General features: G+C 68.0%; 13 protein-coding genes. 4 read left to right on the forward strand and 9 right to left on the reverse strand.

Going from position 1 to position 15,418, the window contains the following annotated elements; translation table 11 throughout:
* Positions 1 to 3: 3 nt before the first annotated feature.
* Positions 4 to 453, forward strand: a complete 450-nt coding sequence (sufU, locus tag JYA52_RS16795; protein ID WP_205654314.1) for a Fe-S cluster assembly sulfur transfer protein SufU — start codon at positions 4 to 6, stop codon at positions 451 to 453.
* 101 nt (positions 454 to 554) lie between these two features.
* Here sufU and JYA52_RS16800 read toward each other — a convergent pair whose 3' ends face one another.
* Genes JYA52_RS16800 through JYA52_RS16810 form a run of 3 tightly spaced genes read right to left on the reverse strand, consistent with a single transcriptional unit; the run spans position 555 to position 2,848 of the window.
* The gene (locus JYA52_RS16800) at positions 555 to 776 is read right to left on the reverse strand and encodes an SCO4848 family membrane protein (RefSeq protein WP_205654316.1); all 222 of its coding nucleotides are present in this window, start codon (positions 774 to 776) and stop codon (positions 555 to 557) included.
* Positions 777 to 779: 3 nt separating this feature from the next.
* On the reverse strand, positions 780 to 1,277 hold the full coding sequence (locus JYA52_RS16805; RefSeq protein ID WP_205654317.1) for a DUF2505 domain-containing protein: 498 nt from the start codon (positions 1,275 to 1,277) through the stop codon (positions 780 to 782).
* A gap of 47 nt (positions 1,278 to 1,324) precedes the next feature.
* Positions 1,325 to 2,848: an SDR family oxidoreductase gene (locus JYA52_RS16810; protein ID WP_205654537.1), complete on the reverse strand. Its 1,524-nt coding sequence runs from the start codon at positions 2,846 to 2,848 to the stop codon at positions 1,325 to 1,327.
* Between the two features lie 230 nt (positions 2,849 to 3,078).
* Between JYA52_RS16810 and mfd the strand changes: the two genes are divergently transcribed.
* Positions 3,079 to 6,738 carry a transcription-repair coupling factor gene (mfd, locus tag JYA52_RS16815; RefSeq protein ID WP_205654318.1) on the forward strand — a complete coding sequence of 1,220 codons (3,660 nt, stop codon included), beginning with the start codon at positions 3,079 to 3,081 and terminating at the stop codon, positions 6,736 to 6,738.
* A gap of 4 nt (positions 6,739 to 6,742) precedes the next feature.
* On the forward strand, positions 6,743 to 7,567 hold the full coding sequence (locus JYA52_RS16820) for a metal-dependent hydrolase (RefSeq protein ID WP_205654319.1): 825 nt from the start codon (positions 6,743 to 6,745) through the stop codon (positions 7,565 to 7,567).
* A gap of 72 nt (positions 7,568 to 7,639) precedes the next feature.
* On the opposite strand, the gene JYA52_RS16825 is transcribed toward JYA52_RS16820, so the two are convergent.
* The 6 genes from JYA52_RS16825 to nirB all read right to left on the reverse strand — a co-directional run bounded on the left by JYA52_RS16825 (position 7,640) and on the right by nirB (position 14,758).
* Positions 7,640 to 7,873 carry a hypothetical protein gene (locus JYA52_RS16825; protein ID WP_205654321.1) on the reverse strand — a complete coding sequence of 78 codons (234 nt, stop codon included), beginning with the start codon at positions 7,871 to 7,873 and terminating at the stop codon, positions 7,640 to 7,642.
* A gap of 50 nt (positions 7,874 to 7,923) precedes the next feature.
* Positions 7,924 to 8,664, reverse strand: a complete 741-nt coding sequence (gene deoC, locus JYA52_RS16830; protein ID WP_205654322.1) for a deoxyribose-phosphate aldolase — start codon at positions 8,662 to 8,664, stop codon at positions 7,924 to 7,926.
* Positions 8,665 to 8,760: 96 nt separating this feature from the next.
* Positions 8,761 to 9,618, reverse strand: coding sequence for an FAD-dependent oxidoreductase (locus tag JYA52_RS16835; RefSeq protein WP_205654324.1), 858 nt, complete (start codon positions 9,616 to 9,618; stop codon positions 8,761 to 8,763).
* 261 nt (positions 9,619 to 9,879) lie between these two features.
* Complete coding sequence (locus JYA52_RS16840; RefSeq protein ID WP_372433912.1) at positions 9,880 to 11,061, reverse strand: uroporphyrinogen-III synthase; 1,182 nt, start codon at positions 11,059 to 11,061, stop codon at positions 9,880 to 9,882.
* Positions 11,062 to 11,075: 14 nt separating this feature from the next.
* Positions 11,076 to 12,110, reverse strand: coding sequence for a uroporphyrinogen-III C-methyltransferase (gene cobA, locus JYA52_RS16845; protein ID WP_205654326.1), 1,035 nt, complete (start codon positions 12,108 to 12,110; stop codon positions 11,076 to 11,078).
* A gap of 2 nt (positions 12,111 to 12,112) precedes the next feature.
* Positions 12,113 to 14,758, reverse strand: coding sequence for a nitrite reductase large subunit NirB (nirB, locus tag JYA52_RS16850; RefSeq protein ID WP_205654328.1), 2,646 nt, complete (start codon positions 14,756 to 14,758; stop codon positions 12,113 to 12,115).
* Positions 14,759 to 15,049: 291 nt separating this feature from the next.
* On the opposite strand from nirB, the gene nirD reads away from it, so the two are divergent.
* Positions 15,050 to 15,415: a nitrite reductase small subunit NirD gene (gene nirD, locus JYA52_RS16855; protein WP_205654330.1), complete on the forward strand. Its 366-nt coding sequence runs from the start codon at positions 15,050 to 15,052 to the stop codon at positions 15,413 to 15,415.
* The last annotated feature ends 3 nt before the right edge of the window (positions 15,416 to 15,418 follow it).

Consider the following 15,418-nt stretch of genomic DNA (forward strand, 5'->3'; position numbering starts at 1 on the left):
AGCATGAGCCTCGACCAGCTTTACCAGCAGATCATCCTGGACCACTCCAAAGCCCGGCATGGCAGCGGCCTGGCGGAAACGCCGGCGCCGGAGGGCGCGTCCACCGGCCAGTCGCACCAGCTGAACCCCGTCTGCGGCGACGAGGTCACCCTGCGGGTTGCCGTAAACCACGGCACTGTAGCGCAGCTGGCGTGGGACGGTGCAGGCTGCTCCATCTCCATGGCCTCCGCGTCAGTGCTGAGTGAGATGGCCGAGGGCATGTCGGTGGAGGAGCTGCGCTCGGTCATCGAGAGTTTTCGGGAGGTTCTCCGTTCGCGCGGCAAGGTCCACGCAGACCCCGAGGTGTTGGGCGATGCCGCCGCCTTCGAAGGGGTGGCCCGCTACGCGGCGAGGGTGAAGTGCGCCATGATCTCCTGGGTCGCCGCGGAGGACGCGCTCAACCAGGCCGCCTAGAATCAGGCCGCCTAGAACCAGGCTGCCTAGATCCAGGAGCCCAGAACCAGGCAGGGGCGCCCCGACCATAATCAGGCCGGAGCGCCCCCGCCTTGGCACGCCTAGCCGATCAGCGCGGCGATCCCGATTCCTGCCGTGGCAGCGCCCAGAACCATGGACACCGCCACCAGCACGATGTGCACGGTGAGGAACTTGGTGGCCTTGCCGGCATCGTCACGCGCCCTTGGGTCCCTCGTCACCCGGCGCAGGAACTGCGGCCACACCGCGAGCGACCAGAACCCCGAAATGACCAGGACCCAGGCCAGGAGCGCGGGGATTTCCACTGCCTAGTGGCTTTCGAGCCAGGCCTGCGCCTGCTGGGACTGGATGTTCAGGGCCTTGCCCACCATCGGCTCTGCGGCCTCGGCAATCTTTCCACCCAGGAACGGCACGGAGGAGGAGACGTTGCCTTCGAGCTCAACCCGGGTGCTGCCGCCGTCTGCCACCAGCCGCTGGACAGCCGAGACATCGATCGGGGCTCCCGCGATCTTGAGGGAGATGGTGCTCTGCCGCGAACCGTCGGCGGCGGGAGCGTCCCAGTTCTCCACCTGCGTCACCTTAAGGGTGTCGCCCACGAACTTCCGGGCGATCTCCGGCAGCCGGGTGGTCGGAAGCGTGCGCACGGAAGTGGTGCTGAAGGCTCCGGCAACGTCTCCGGCCACCGTGAAGGACTCGAGGCTGCCCCCAACGTATTCGCTGGTGTGGCGCTGGAAGTCTTCGTTCGTAAAGACCGCCGTAACGTTGTCGACGGCGTGGGGCAGGGTAGTGGAAGCACTCAGTGCCATGGATCCTCCATTGTTGTGGGGTCAGAACGCTTTTTGCTCCACACATCCTACGGGGTTGCCCGCGCCTCCCTGGCACCGGGCCCACTGTCACCGGACTGTTCCGCACTGGAAATCTTCCGTGCCGCCGCGGTGATGTTGCGCGACATGGCCGGAAAGATCAGGCCGTGGAACGGCAGCACTGCCAGCCAGTAGAGCCGGCCGCTGAGTCCCTTGGGAAAGAAAATGGCCCGTTGCCGGTAACGGCTTCCGTTCCCGTCAGGCTCCACGGAGAGCTCCAGCCAGGCGCGCCCCGGTGCGCGCATTTCCGCCCGCAGCCGGAGCAGTTTTCCCCGCTCGATCCGCTCCACGCGCCACCAGTCCACCACCTCGCCGGCGACGAGGTGGTGCGGGTGCCGTCGGCCCCGGAGCAGGCCCGCTCCGCCGGAGAGCTTGTCCAGCCAGCCGCGCACGCTCCACGCCAGCGGCAGCGAATACCAGCCGTTGCGGCCGCCGATGCCCTCAATGACGGTCCACACATTCGCCGGGTCCACGTCGCCGTGGAAGCTCCGCTCATCCACGTACACCTTGTGTCCGGCCCACTCGGGGTCGCTCGGCAGCGGATCGGCGTCTGCGCCGGCGTTGGCCCACGTTGTCTCGACCTGTCCGTCGCGTTCCTTGCCCAGCGCGAGGGCCACGGCGGTGCGGTAGCCCGTAAGGCCGCCGTCGGGCTGTCCGATGTAGTTGTCGATGTCGTGTTCGGCGGAGACGGCGTCGTGCTGCAGCGACTGCACCAGCGGGACGGACATGGACAGCGGAATGGGGGTTACGAGCGCCACCCAGAGGCCAGCCAACCGGGGAGCCGGGATGGGGAGTGCAAGCACCAGCCGCCGCGGCAAGCCGGCCTCGGCTGCATATTCCTTCATCATGCCGGCGTAGCTCAGGACGTCCCGGGAGCCGATGTCGAAGGTGCGGTTGAGCTGCGCTTCGAGGGATGCGGCGCCCACCAGGTAGTGCAGCACGTCCCTGACGGCGATCGCTTCGATGCGGTTCCGCACCCAGCTGGGCGCCGGCATGACGGGCAGCGTTTCCGAAAGGTGCCGGATCATTTCGAAGGACGCCGAGCCGGAGCCGATCACCACTCCGGCCTGGAACACGATGGCGTCGACAGGGCAGGAAAGGAAGACTTCCCCCACGGCCTCGCGGGAGCGCATGTGCGTGGACAGCCCGGTGCCGCGGGGGTGCAGGCCGCCCAGGTAGACGATCCGCCGCACATGGGCGGCTGCCGCAGCGGTGGCCACGAGTTCCGCCATGGACTTTTCCTTGGCTTCGAAGCCTGATCCGGCGGCCATGGAGTGGACCAGGTAGTACAGGACATCGACGCCCCTGAGTGCGTCCTCCACGGCGGCAGCATCGTCGAGGCTGGAACGCACGACTTCGACGTCGTTGAACCACGGAACGCCGGCGATCTTGTCGGGGGAGCGGACCAGGACTTTGACGCGGTGCCCGGCGTCGAGCAGCCGCGGGACCAGCCTGCCGCCGATGTAGCCAGTGGCGCCGGTGACCAGCACCGTCCGGCCGCTGCCGTTGGCCATGCTGGTGGCCTTGCCGGTGTCAGTTCCGGTCTGGTCGCTCACTCGAGCCTCCTTGGGATGGCGGCAGTGCCGGACCCGGCATCACCTGCTAAGCAAGCTTAGCAACGGGACCCGGCGGCCGGATGCCGCCGGGTCGCCGGCGGGGGTAGGCTGGGATGACCCGGCATTCTGGCGAATTTCGGGTTTTCGTGTTGCCTGCGTTCGAAGTGAATACTCCAGGAGATCCTGCCATGAGCCCCACCGGCCAGCCAAGCAAAGGCCAGCCCCTCAGCGGCCTGCGACGCGTCCTTGCCGCAGACAAGACGTTCGCCCGCGTCCAGGCGGAGGCGTCCCGGAACTTCAGCGTCCGCAGCGAGGACTACCAGGTCAGCGCGCCCGCCGGCCTGCGGGCGGTGCTGCTGGCCGAGATGGCGGAGGGGCTGGAGAACGCCGACGGCGCCCGTCCCGGCGTCGTGCTGGCCGTCACGGCGACCGGACGTGAGGCAGAGGATCTCTCAGCGGCGCTGCGCGCCTACCTCCCCGCCGACTCCGTGGCGGAATTCCCCAGCTGGGAGACGCTGCCCCATGAGCGGCTGTCGCCGCGCTCGGACACCGTGGGGCGGCGGCTTTCCGTGCTGCGCCGGCTGGCGCACCCGGAAAGCACGACGGCGGGATCCCTGCGGGTGGTCGTGGCTCCCGTTCGCGCCGTGGTCCAGCCGATCGTTGCCGGCCTGGGCGACCTGGTTCCGGTCACCCTGAAGGTCGGCCAGGACGCCCCGTTCACGGACGTGATCCGCAGCCTGGCTGACGCCGCCTATGCCCGCGTGGACATGGTGACCCGCCGCGGCGAGTTCGCCGTCCGCGGCGGCATGCTGGACGTCTTCCCGCCCACCGAAGACCACCCCATCCGGGTGGAGTTCTTCGGCGACGAGGTGGACCAGATGCGGTGGTTCGCCGTCGCCGACCAGCGCTCGCTGACCTCTCCCGGCCTGCACCACCCCACCGAACTCCATGCCCCGCCGTGCCGCGAAATCCTCATCACGCCGTCGGTGATGTCCCGGGCCGCCACACTCAAGTCCCAGCTGCCTGCGGCCGCGGACATGCTGGAAAAGATCGCCGGCGGCATTGCCGTAGAGGGCATGGAATCACTGGCGCCGGTGCTCGTGGACGCGATGGTTCCGTTCATGGAGCAGCTCCCTGCGGGTTCCATCGCCGTGGTGATCGAGCCGGAGAAGGTCCGGACCCGAGCGCACGACCTCGCCGCCACGAACGAGGAGTTCCTGGAAGCAGCGTGGTCCACCGCGTCCGACGGTGGCACTGCACCCCTGGATTTGAGTGCACAGGCCTCTGCGGCCCTGCACTCCGCCAGCTTCCGTTCGCTGACGGAGACCCGTTCCGCAGCGTTGGGCCATGAGGTGTCCTGGTGGTCCATTACGTCGCTGGCCACCGACGAGGAGCTGACGCCGGACATCAACGTGCTCAACCTGCACGCCCGGGAACCCCGGGGCTACCAGGGCGACGTCGCCGAGATGATGGACTTCATCGGATCCCATGTGCGCGACCAGTGGCGCATCGTGGTGGCCACGGAGGGACCCGGCCCTGCCCAGCGGCTGGCCGAGCTGTTCCATGACGCCGACATCCCGTGTGCCCGCGTCGACTCCCTGGACCACGAGCCCCAGGCGGGCATCATCGAGGTGACCACTGCCGCCGTCGGACGCGGTTTTGTCCTGGACGGACTCAAGCTGGGCCTGCTGACCGAGGCCGATCTGCTGGGACGCACCTCGGCGGGTTCCACCAAGGACATGCGCCGCATGCCGTCCAAGCGGCGGAACGCCGTGGATCCCCTGCAGCTGCTGGCCGGCGACCACGTGGTGCACGAACAGCACGGCATCGGCAGGTTCGTGGAGCTGATCCAGCGCAAGGTGGCGGGCGGCGGGGAGGGTGTCCGCGAGTACCTGGTGCTGGAGTACGCGCCGTCCAAGCGCGGGGCCCCGGGGGACAGGCTGTTCGTTCCCACGGACCAGCTGGACCAGGTAACGCGGTACGTTGGCGGCGACGCGCCCGTGCTCAGCAAGATGGGTGGCGCTGACTGGGCCAGCACCAAGTCCAAGGCGCGCCGGGCCGTCAAGGAGATCGCCGGGGAACTCATTCGGCTGTACTCCGCGAGAATGGCCTCCCGCGGGCATGCCTTCGGTCCTGACACCCCGTGGCAGCGCGAGCTGGAGGAAGCCTTCCCGTACGTGGAGACGCCGGACCAGCTGACCACCATCAACGAGGTCAAAGCGGACATGGAGCGGGAAATCCCCATGGACCGGCTGGTCTCCGGAGACGTCGGCTACGGCAAAACCGAGATTGCCGTGCGCGCCGCCTTCAAGGCCGTGCAGGACGGCAAACAGGTGGCGGTGCTCGTCCCCACCACGCTGCTGGCCCAGCAGCACTATGAGACGTTTACCGAGCGGTTCTCCGGCTTCCCGCTGAATGTGAAGCCGCTGTCCCGCTTCCAGGGCTCCAAGGAGGCCAAGGAAACGGCGGAAGGCGTGAAGAACGGCACCGTGGACGTCGTCATCGGCACGCACCGGCTCCTCTCCAAGGACTTTGGCTTCAAGGACCTGGGCCTCGTGATCGTGGACGAGGAACAGCGCTTCGGTGTGGAACACAAGGAAGCGCTCAAGAAGATGCGCACCAATGTGGACGTCCTGGCCATGAGTGCCACGCCCATTCCGCGGACGCTGGAAATGTCCCTGACGGGCATCCGGGAAACCTCCACGCTGGCAACGCCGCCGGAGGAACGCCACCCGGTCCTGACCTATGTGGGCCCGTACACGGACAAGCAGACCTCCGCCGCGATCCGCCGCGAACTCATGCGCGAAGGCCAGGTGTTCCTGGTGCACAACCGCGTCTCCACCATCGAACGCACGGCCGCCAAGATCCGAGAGCTCGTTCCGGAGGCCAGGGTGGAGGTGGCACATGGCCAGATGTCCGAGAGCCGCCTGGAGCAGATCATCGTGGACTTCTGGGAGAAGCGCTTCGACGTCCTCGTCTGCACCACCATCATCGAGACAGGCCTGGACATCTCCAACGCCAACACCCTGATCGTGGATGGCGCGGACAAGTACGGGCTTTCACAGCTGCACCAGCTGCGCGGACGCGTGGGCCGCGGACGCGAGCGCGCCTATGCCTACTTCCTCTACCCCTCCGAGAAGCCGCTGGGAGAAGTGGCGCTGGAGCGGCTCAAGGCAGTGGCCACGCACAACGAGCTCGGTGCCGGCATGCAGCTGGCCATGAAGGACCTTGAGATTCGCGGCGCGGGCAACCTGCTCGGCGGCGAGCAGTCGGGGCACATCCAGGGCGTCGGTTTCGACCTGTACATCCGGCTCGTGGGCGAGGCCGTGGCGGACTACCGCGGCGAGGCCGAGGAAAAGGCCGCCGAGATGAAGATCGAGCTTCCCGTCAACGCCCACCTGCCGCACGACTACGTGCCGGGCGAACGCCTCAGGCTGGAGGCCTACCGGAAGCTGGCCGCGGCCGTCACGAACGAGGCGATCGACGAGGTCCATGCGGAGCTCGTGGACCGCTACGGCGAGCCGCCGCTGCCCGCGCAGAACCTCGTGGCGGTGGCACGCTTCCGTGTAGGCGCCCGGGAGGCCGGACTGTCCGACGTCGCCCTGCAGGGAAACTTCATCAAGTTCTCTCCTGCGCAGCTTCCCGAGTCGAAATCCATGCGCCTGAACCGCATGTACCCCGGCGCACAGTCCAAGCCGGCGCTGGACGCCGTGCTCATCCCGAAGCCGAAGACGGCGAAGATCGGCGGCCGGGACCTCCAGGACACCGAGATCCTGGAGTGGGCCAACGGCGTGATCCGCAACATCTTCTCCGACGCGCCCTTGTCTGTCTCACCGACGGGGAGTTAGCCGCATGATGGGAGGACACCACGCCGCGTCGGGAGCCGCGGCGTGGGTAGCCGTTGCGTCAACGGGGCCGTACACCCTGGGCTGGTATCCGCTGGACGCCACCGGCGTGCTGATCGGCGGAATGGCGACGGCGGGCACTGCCTTGGTCTGTGACTGGGACCACCGCTCAAGCACCATTGCGCACTCGCTGCCGCCGCTGTCCAATGCGATTGCGCGGGGGATTGAGAACGCCAGCGGCGGGCACCGGCAGGGGACGCATTCGGTGCTGGGCGCGGCGTTCTTCGTTGTGCTCGCTGCCATGGCCGGCCAGATCCAGCTGCAGACCCACTGGGGAGTGCTCTCGGTGGGCGCCGGCCTGCTGTGCATGTTTATGATCAACATTGCCGCGAAGGCCTTGAAGCTGTTTCCCAAGTCGGGCTTCATCAGCACCTGGATCTTCGCCCTTACCATGGCGGGGCTGGTGACCTGGTTCGCTCCGGACCAGTGGACCTGGCTTCCGGTGTCCATGCTGATCGGCGTGGTGGTCCACATCGTGGGGGATCTGGTGACCACCGGCGGTGTGCCGCTGCTCTGGCCGCTCGTGATCAGGCCGCCGAAGTTCCTGCGCCGGCTCCCCCTGCTGAAAAGTGTGTGGCGGCCCAACGGGGCACTGTCCATCCCGCTCCTGGGGCGTGCCGGATCCCGCCGGGAATGGCTCGTGCTCATACCCGTCAGCGCTTACGCCATGGTGGGCATGTGCCTCGCCGCCTGGTCCCTGGCCGGCACGCACGTTCCGGCCGCGGCGGCGCTCGTCGGCAGGCTGGCCAGCGGACTGCCGGGGATTCCCTGAGGGGAACGGGCCCTTAAACGGCTGAAGCCCCGGAGAAATCCGGGGCTTCATAACGTTGGTGGCCGGGGCGGCTCAGTGCTCGCCGGCGGAATCCGAACGGCCGAGGATGGTCTGCGGGATCCAGAACGCGAGGGCGAACAGGCCCAGGCACACGGCCATCGGCCAGGGGTTGCCCAGCGTCAGGAAGGACAGCGAGTAGATGGATCCCAGAAACAGGGCCATCATCACCACGAAGAGGACAATGCTGGTGACCAGGCTGTTCTCGTTCTGGGGTGTCTGTACCTGCGTGGTGGTCTTGCTGGACATTCATTCCTCCTCGGCCCCGCGGGGCTCAAACTGTGGCGGCTGCCGGCGGATCAGTAGGCGGACGAACCCTGTTCGCCCTTGACGATCGCAATTCCGGAGCTGGCACCAATACGTGTTGCACCTGCAGCAATCATAGCCTGAGCGTCTGCCAGGGAACGCACTCCGCCGGAGGCCTTGACACCGAGGCGGGGACCGACAGTCCGGCGCATCAGGGCAACGTCCTCCACCGTGGCGCCGCCGCCATTGAAACCGGTGGACGTCTTGACGAAGTCCGCTCCGGCCTCCACGGCAGCCTCGCAGGCCAGGACCTTCTGGTCGTCGCTGAGCAGGGCGGTTTCGATGATGACCTTCAGAATCGCCTCGCCACCGTGGACGGCCTCGGCCACCGCCTTGATATCGTCCACGAGGGCACCCTTGTCCGAGGCGCGGGCGTCGGCGATGTTGATGACCATGTCGATCTCATCTGCCCCGTCCAGCACCGCGCCGCGCGCCTCGAACGCCTTGACGTCGCTGGGCGTGGCACCCAGCGGGAACCCGACCACGGAGCACGTCAGCACGCCGGAGCGCTTGAGGGCGTTCTTCACGGTCTTCACCCAGACAGGGTTCACGCAGACGGACTTGAACCGGTACTCGGCAGCCTCGGCGCAGACCTTCAGGATCTCCGCCTCGCTGGCTTCCGGCTTGAGCAGTGTGTGGTCAATGTAGGACGCGATGTTGGACGGTTCAGCGCCGGAAGGGATCCTCTCGGGGCTCGTTGCGGTGCCCGCTCCCGGGCTGGCTTCGTTGCTCATGCTGGTCCTTTCCATGGGCCTTGTGGGCCGCAGGATCCGCGGGTGTCGCGGTTCCCTGAGTGACCATCTTGCCATAGCCCGCAGGGGCCGCAGGGGCTACGCTGCAGCGGCCAGCCGGGCCTCCGGGACCGTGGACATCAGCTCCGCCGCGCAGACGCCCGCGGCGGAACCTGAGGCCACCAGCAGCCCGAGCCGCACGCCGTCGAACGACGCCGCATCGCCGATGGCCCAGATGCCGGGCACAGACGTGCGGTAGTCCCGGCCGACGACGATCCCGCCGGCCGGAGCCGTCTTCGCCCCGGCACTGGCGCCGAGGCTGTCCCGGGCGATGCGGTCCTCGGCGAGGATCACCAGGTCTCCGTTCATGCGGCTGCCGTCATCGAAAACAATCCCGGCGGCGGGCAGTACGGAGCCTGCCAGGGTGGGGACAACGGCGGCAGGCCTGGCGGTGGTGCGGACCGGCCGGACGCCACGGGCACGGAGCACCGCCTCGGCCTGCCCGGCGGCGGCTCCCGTGCCGACGAGGATCCCGAGCGGCCGCCGGCCCAGGACCCGGGTGACCTCCTTGACCGCGTCGCCGATCCTGGCGGCGTCATCGATCGTGGAGTAGTTGAGGCAGCGGCCGGCGCCCTCAACAGGGGAGTGGACGGGAGCCGAGCCGGTGGCAATCACCAGCTGGTCGTAGCTGAACTCCATGCCGTCCGCGGTGCTGACCACCTGGGCTGCGGCGTCGATATGGCTTGCGGGCTGTCCGAACCGTACGGAGACAAACGGCAGGGCGGCGAGTTCGAGCAGCTCCTGCGGTGCGGCGTCCCGGCTGCTCAGCACTGTGACGGTTCCCGGAAACTTGGTTTTTGCGAGCTGGCTGACGAGGGCCCGGGCGGCGGGCCCGGCACCGGCGATGACGATTCTGGGAGCGGGGGCGGTGGAGGGAAACTGTGCCGGAGCGGACATGTGCGGGCCCTTTCAGATACTGCAGGCGGGCCGGATTCGGGCCCTGTTTGTGCTGGTAGGACACAGCGTAGTGGGCGGGTTTTTCGCACATATTTCCCTGCTGTTGCGGAATTGTCCCCGCCTGTTCGCCAGTGTTTACCCGCCGGTAATAAACACAAGCGGGGCCGCCTCCCGCCCATCCCGGCTGCTGGACTCAGCTGGCGGAATGGACGAGGCGCGGCCCCGCGACGTGGTTTTCCCGTTGCAGTACGGGCTGTGGCGCTAGACGCGGATCCGGTAGCCGCGCTTCACCACGGTTTCCACCAGACGCCCGTCCGGCAGGGATGAGCGCAGCCGGCTCACCGTCATGTCCAGGGCGTGCACCGATCCGCGCAGCTCGAGGAGTTCCGACAGAGACTCCCTGGAGAGCACCGCGCCCCCGGCACCGAGGAGCGCGCGCAGCAGCAGCAGCGGCGCGGGGGCAACTTCCACCGGCTCGCCGTCGATCCGCAGCGAGCGGCCGCGCAGTTCCACCACGCCGGAGCGGGTTTCCAGCCGGCGGACGTGGTTCAGAGCGAGGTGTTCGCACACGAGCCTGATCAGGGCACCCATCCGGAACCGCTCCGGAACCAGGGGAGTGATCCCGGCGTCCAGCAGTGGCTGGGCGGTCACGGGGCCCACGACGGCGGTGGTGACGGTGGTCTTCAGGCTCTCCACTAGCTGCTTGTACAGTCCCATTTCATGCGCGGTGCTCCACATCGCGTCCACGGCCGGTGCGCTGGTGAAGGTCAGCACGTCGAGGTTGCCGCTGCAGGCAGCCTCGATCAGCCGCGGCAGGCGGTCGGCGCCGTCGGGCTTCACCCAGCGGTAGGGCGTGACGGTGAGGACCGTGGCGCCGGACATCCGCAGCCGCTCAAGCTGGCGGACGTCGGTGTAGCCGTGCAGCTGGATGGCGACGGTTTTGCCGCGCACGCCTTCGGCGAGCAGCATGTCCACCAGCGTGGCGGTGGTTTCGTCACTGCTGATGCCGACGTCGGCAAGGCCGGCCGCGCGGACCGCGCCGCGGGCTTTTGGACCCCGGACAAACATCCGGCAGGCCGCCAGGGTGTCCAGCAGGTCCTCGCCGATGCCGGAGGCGTCCGCGGCCTCGCACCAGCGGCGCATGCCGTAGGCGGTGGTCGCGATGCACAGGTCCGGCTTGGCCGCGATGATGGCCTTGGTGTCCTCGATGAGGCTGATGTCCTCGTTCACCGGGGCGATCTTGAGGGCGGGGGCGTGCAATACTTCAGCGCCCCGGCGCTCCAGGGCCTCTATCAGGTCGCGGGAGCGGCGGTGCGAGGTCACACCGATCCGGAAACCTTCGAGCGGTGCCTCGGTGGCTTCCGGGGCTGCGGTCTCCTGGGGTTCCGTTCCAGCACGGCCCGGCAGTGCAGCGCCGGGCGATGCGGGGGCAATGGCATTCAGTGCGGTCATAACTCTCACGATTCCAGCAGGGAGGCCGCCAGGCGGTCAAGGTCGGCGGCGGCCTCGGCATGCCCGCGGTTGGCCTCAGCCACCCGCACCACCTCGCCGATCACCAGGACGGCGGGGTTGCTGCAGCCCGCGGCGGCTGACGCAATGGTGCCCAGTTCCGCGATCGTGGTGCGCTGGCCGGGACGGTACCCGCGCTCAACCACGGCCATCGGCATGTCGGCGCGCATCCCGGCACGGCGCAGGCCCGCAGCCAGGTGGTGCAGCGTCCCGATGCCCATCAGCACCACAATGGTGCCGCCCAGGCCTGCCAGGTGGGTCAGTTCCTTCTCCGTCAGCGGCGCGTGGCCGGAGACTACGGTGAACATGTGGCTGACTTCGCGGTGCGTCACCGGGATGCCGGCAGCGGCCGGCACCGAGATGGCGCTGGTGACGCCGGAGATCACCCGGACGGGGACGCCGGCAGCGACGCAGGAGGCGACTTCCTCGCCGCCGCGGCCGAAGACATACGGGTCACCGCCCTTGAGGCGCACCACGTTGTTGCCGGCCAGGGCACTTTCCACCATGAGCTTTTCGATGTCGCCCTGGCTCACCTTGTGGTGGCCGGGCTTCTTGCCCACGTCCACCAGTTCGGCGGAGGTCATGGACGGCAGCTCCTGGTACGGGGCCAGCCGGTCGTAGAACACGACGTCGGCGTCCCGCAGGGCGTTGACGGCCGCCACGGTCAGCAGCTCCGGGGTGCCCGGACCGCCGCCGACCAGCGTGACGTGGCCCAGCGGTCCGGCGGCAGGCTCGGCGGAAACGGGGATGCCGGTGGCACGGCAGCGCTCCAGCAGGGGTTCCCAGCCGGGCTGGCCGTCATTGACGGCGGCAACCAGGAAGGGGCGCTCGGGCAGGGGGCCGTCGTGCCCGGCACCCTGCGGGGTGCTGAGGCGGTAGACGACGGCGCCGGCTGCCGCGTAGCGGCGGACCGCCTGGCGGGCAGCGGAGTCCGAACCTGTGACCAGGACTTCGCGGTCGGTGAGATCAATGCTGAGCTGCATGCCTATACCTCGTTCTCGTCGCGGGGCCTCATGGGGATGGACGCCCCGATGAGCACTGGTTGCTGGGCGGCCAGGGCCTTTTCCTCGGCGGTGGCCGGTCGCATCTGGCCGCGCTCGTCGGGGACGAAGGTGATGGAGTCGTCCTTCTGGTCAGGGGCGTTGACGAAGGAGCGGAACCGGCGCAGGCGCTCGGGGTCCTTCAGGGTGTCTGCCCACTCGTCGACGTAGGTGTCTACGTGCTTGGCCATGGCTGCCTCGAGCTCCTCGGCGATGCCCAGGGTGTCGTTCACCACGACGTCCTCGACGTGCTTGATGCCGCCGTCGAGCTCCTCCTGCCAGCGAGCGGTGCGCTGCAGGCGGTCGGCGGTGCGGATGTAGTACATGAAGTAGCGGTCGATGTACTTGATCAGCGTCTCGTCGTCGAGGTCCTTCGCGAGCAGCTCGGCGTGGGCCGGGGTGGCACCGCCGTTGCCGCCGACGTACAGGTTCCAGCCGTCCGCGGTTGCGATCACGCCGACGTCCTTGCCGCGGGCCTCGGCGCATTCGCGGGCACAGCCGGAGACGCCCATCTTGAGCTTGTGCGGGCTGCGGAGGCCGCGGTAGCGCAGCTCCAGCTGGATGGCCATGGCCACGGAGTCCTGGACGCCGAAGCGGCACCAGGTGGAACCGACGCACGACTTCACCGTGCGCAGGCTCTTGCCGTAGGCCTGCCCGGACTCGAAGCCGGCATCCACCAGTTCCTTCCAGATTTCCGGAAGCTGCTCCAGCCGGGCGCCGAACATGTCGATGCGCTGGCCGCCCGTGATCTTGGTGTACAGGTTGTACTTCTCGGCCACCGCAGCGATGACGCCGAGCTTCTTCGGGGTGATCTCACCGCCGGCGATGCGCGGGACCACCGAGTAGGTGCCGTCCTTCTGCATGTTGGCCAGCGCGCGGTCGTTGGTGTCCTGCAGGGTGCCGCGGCCGGCGTCGAGGACGTAGGCGCTGTTCTGGCTGGCCAGGATGTTGGCGATGGTCGGCTTGCAGATGTCGCAGCCTGCGCCGGTGCCGTACTTGGCCATGATCTCCTCGAAGGAGGTCAGCTCCAGGACGCGGATTGCGTCGAACAGCTCCTGGCGGGACAGCTCGATGTGCTCGCAGAGCGCCTTGGACACCTCGACGCCGGACTTGGTCAGTTCGGTTTCGAGCAGTTTCTTGAGCATCGGCACGCAGGAACCGCAGCTGGTACCGGCGCGGGTGCAGCCCTTCAGCTCGCCCAGTTCCTGGACGGGGGCGTTGCCGTCGCAGGCGCCGCAGCCGTTGACGGTGTCGCGGATGGTTCCTGCGGACACGTTGTTGCAGGAACACAGGATGGCGTCGTCCGGCAGTTCGGTGTCCGGGGCGTCGCCGCCGCCGGCCGCCGAGAGGTACGCGCCGGGCTCGGCCGGAAGCTCACGGCCCAGGAGCGGGCGGAGGCTCGTGTACGGCGTGGCGTCGCCGACGAAGATGCCGCCGAGGAGGGTCTTCGCATCGTCCGTGGTGACGATCTTCTGGTACACGCCGCGGGCAGGGTCCGCGTACACGATTTCGAGGGCGTGCTCGGTCCTGGCAAAGGCGTCACCGAAGCTGGCCACGTCCACGCCGGAAAGCTTCAGCTTGGTGGCCGTGTCGAAGCCCGGGAAGGTGGCTTCGCCGCCGTGCAGCCGGTCGGCAACGATTTCGGCCATGGTGTTGGCGGGGGCCACGAGGCCCAGGCACATGCCGCCGAAGTTCGCGACCTCACCAATCGCCCAGATGCCGGGGACCTGGGTGGAGCAGTCGTCGTTGATGACCACACCGCCGCGGGGGCCGAGATCGAAGAGGGCGTCCTCACCTTCGGCTGCGCGGAAAAGTTCATCGCGGGGCTTGACGCCGATGGCCACGACAACGAGGTCGGCCGCGATGGTGCGACCGTCGGCCATCAGCACGCCGGTGACCTGGCCGTCGTCGTCGGCAAGGATTTCAGACGGGAACACGCCGCCGTGGACCTCAAAGCCCTTGGCTTCGATCAGGCGGCCCAGCGCCTGGCCGGCGCCTTCGTCGAGCTGGGTGTTCATGAGCCAGGGGGCGCCGTTGATGACGACCGGGGTGGCGCCGAGCTGCTCGGTGCCTGCCGCGGATTCCAGGCCCAGCAGGCCGCCACCGATGGTGACGGCGTTGATCTTGCGGCCGAGCTTCTCGGTGAGTTCTGCGATCGACTTGTTGATCGCCCAGACGTCCTCGAGGGTGCGGTAGACGTGCACATGCTCCGCGCCGGGGATCGGCAGGCGGGCGGCGTCCGAACCGGTGGCCACCACGAGTTCGTCGAATTCGTAGGAGTTACCCGCGGCGGTCTCTACGGACTTGCCAGCGTGGTTGATCTTGATGACGCGTTCGCCGGTCTTCAGGTCCAGGGCGTCGTGGTCCCACATGGAGGCCTTGCCGAGGGTGAGGTCCACATCGCTGTCGGTGAGCGCCTTGCTGAGGGCCACGCGGTCGTAGGGGAGGTGGGCTTCCTCAGTGAGGACCGTGACATGCCAGCCTTCGAGGCCGCGGGCATGCATTGCGTCCGCAAAACGGTGGGCCGCCGGGCCGCCGCCGGCGACGACGATGCGGCGCGGAGTCTCTGTGCTTGAAGTCTGTTCGGTCACTGTGGGCCTTTCGCATAGGCCGCAGACGGTGCTCTGCAGCTTGTCCATCCAGACTAGGCAGGCGCAGTTTCGCTTCAGTTTCCCTTATGTTTCGTGAACTTAACTTCTGCATCACGAACACATTTCGGAGCAAGTGAGGTGTCTTTTACGTTCCGGACACATTGACTGCACGCCTCTGAAACACCGGCACCCTAGCTTGGATATACCGCCGAACTGGCGGCTGAAGCAGGCGAAATCGCCTTGCGGGAACCGGCCTTTCGCCGGGATGCAGGCAAAGGGAGAGGAGCCGACATGACGGCAACACTGGAACTTGAGGATCTGACCACCGGGTACGCCACTGGCTGGCACCGGGTCTGCGCCGTGGACGAACTGGAACTCTCCTGGGGAGAGGCGGCACTCATTGCCGGCCGCCAGGTTGCACTGTTCCGCACCGCGCCCGGTGAGGTTTTTGCCGTGGCCCAGGAAGATCCGGCCACCGGCGCCTTCGTCATGGCGCGCGGCATCCTCGGATCGCGCGGCACGCGGGCCACCATCGCGTCGCCGCTCCACAAAGAGGTCTACGACCTGGAAACCGGCGAGTGCTTTGGCAACGCCGAACTGCGCCTCGACACCTTCGCCACGCGGATTGCCGACGGTTACGTCGAAATCTCGCTGTAGGTT

Source organism: Arthrobacter pascens (assembly GCF_017052465.1).
In the GTDB taxonomy this organism is placed as follows: domain Bacteria; phylum Actinomycetota; class Actinomycetes; order Actinomycetales; family Micrococcaceae; genus Arthrobacter; species Arthrobacter pascens.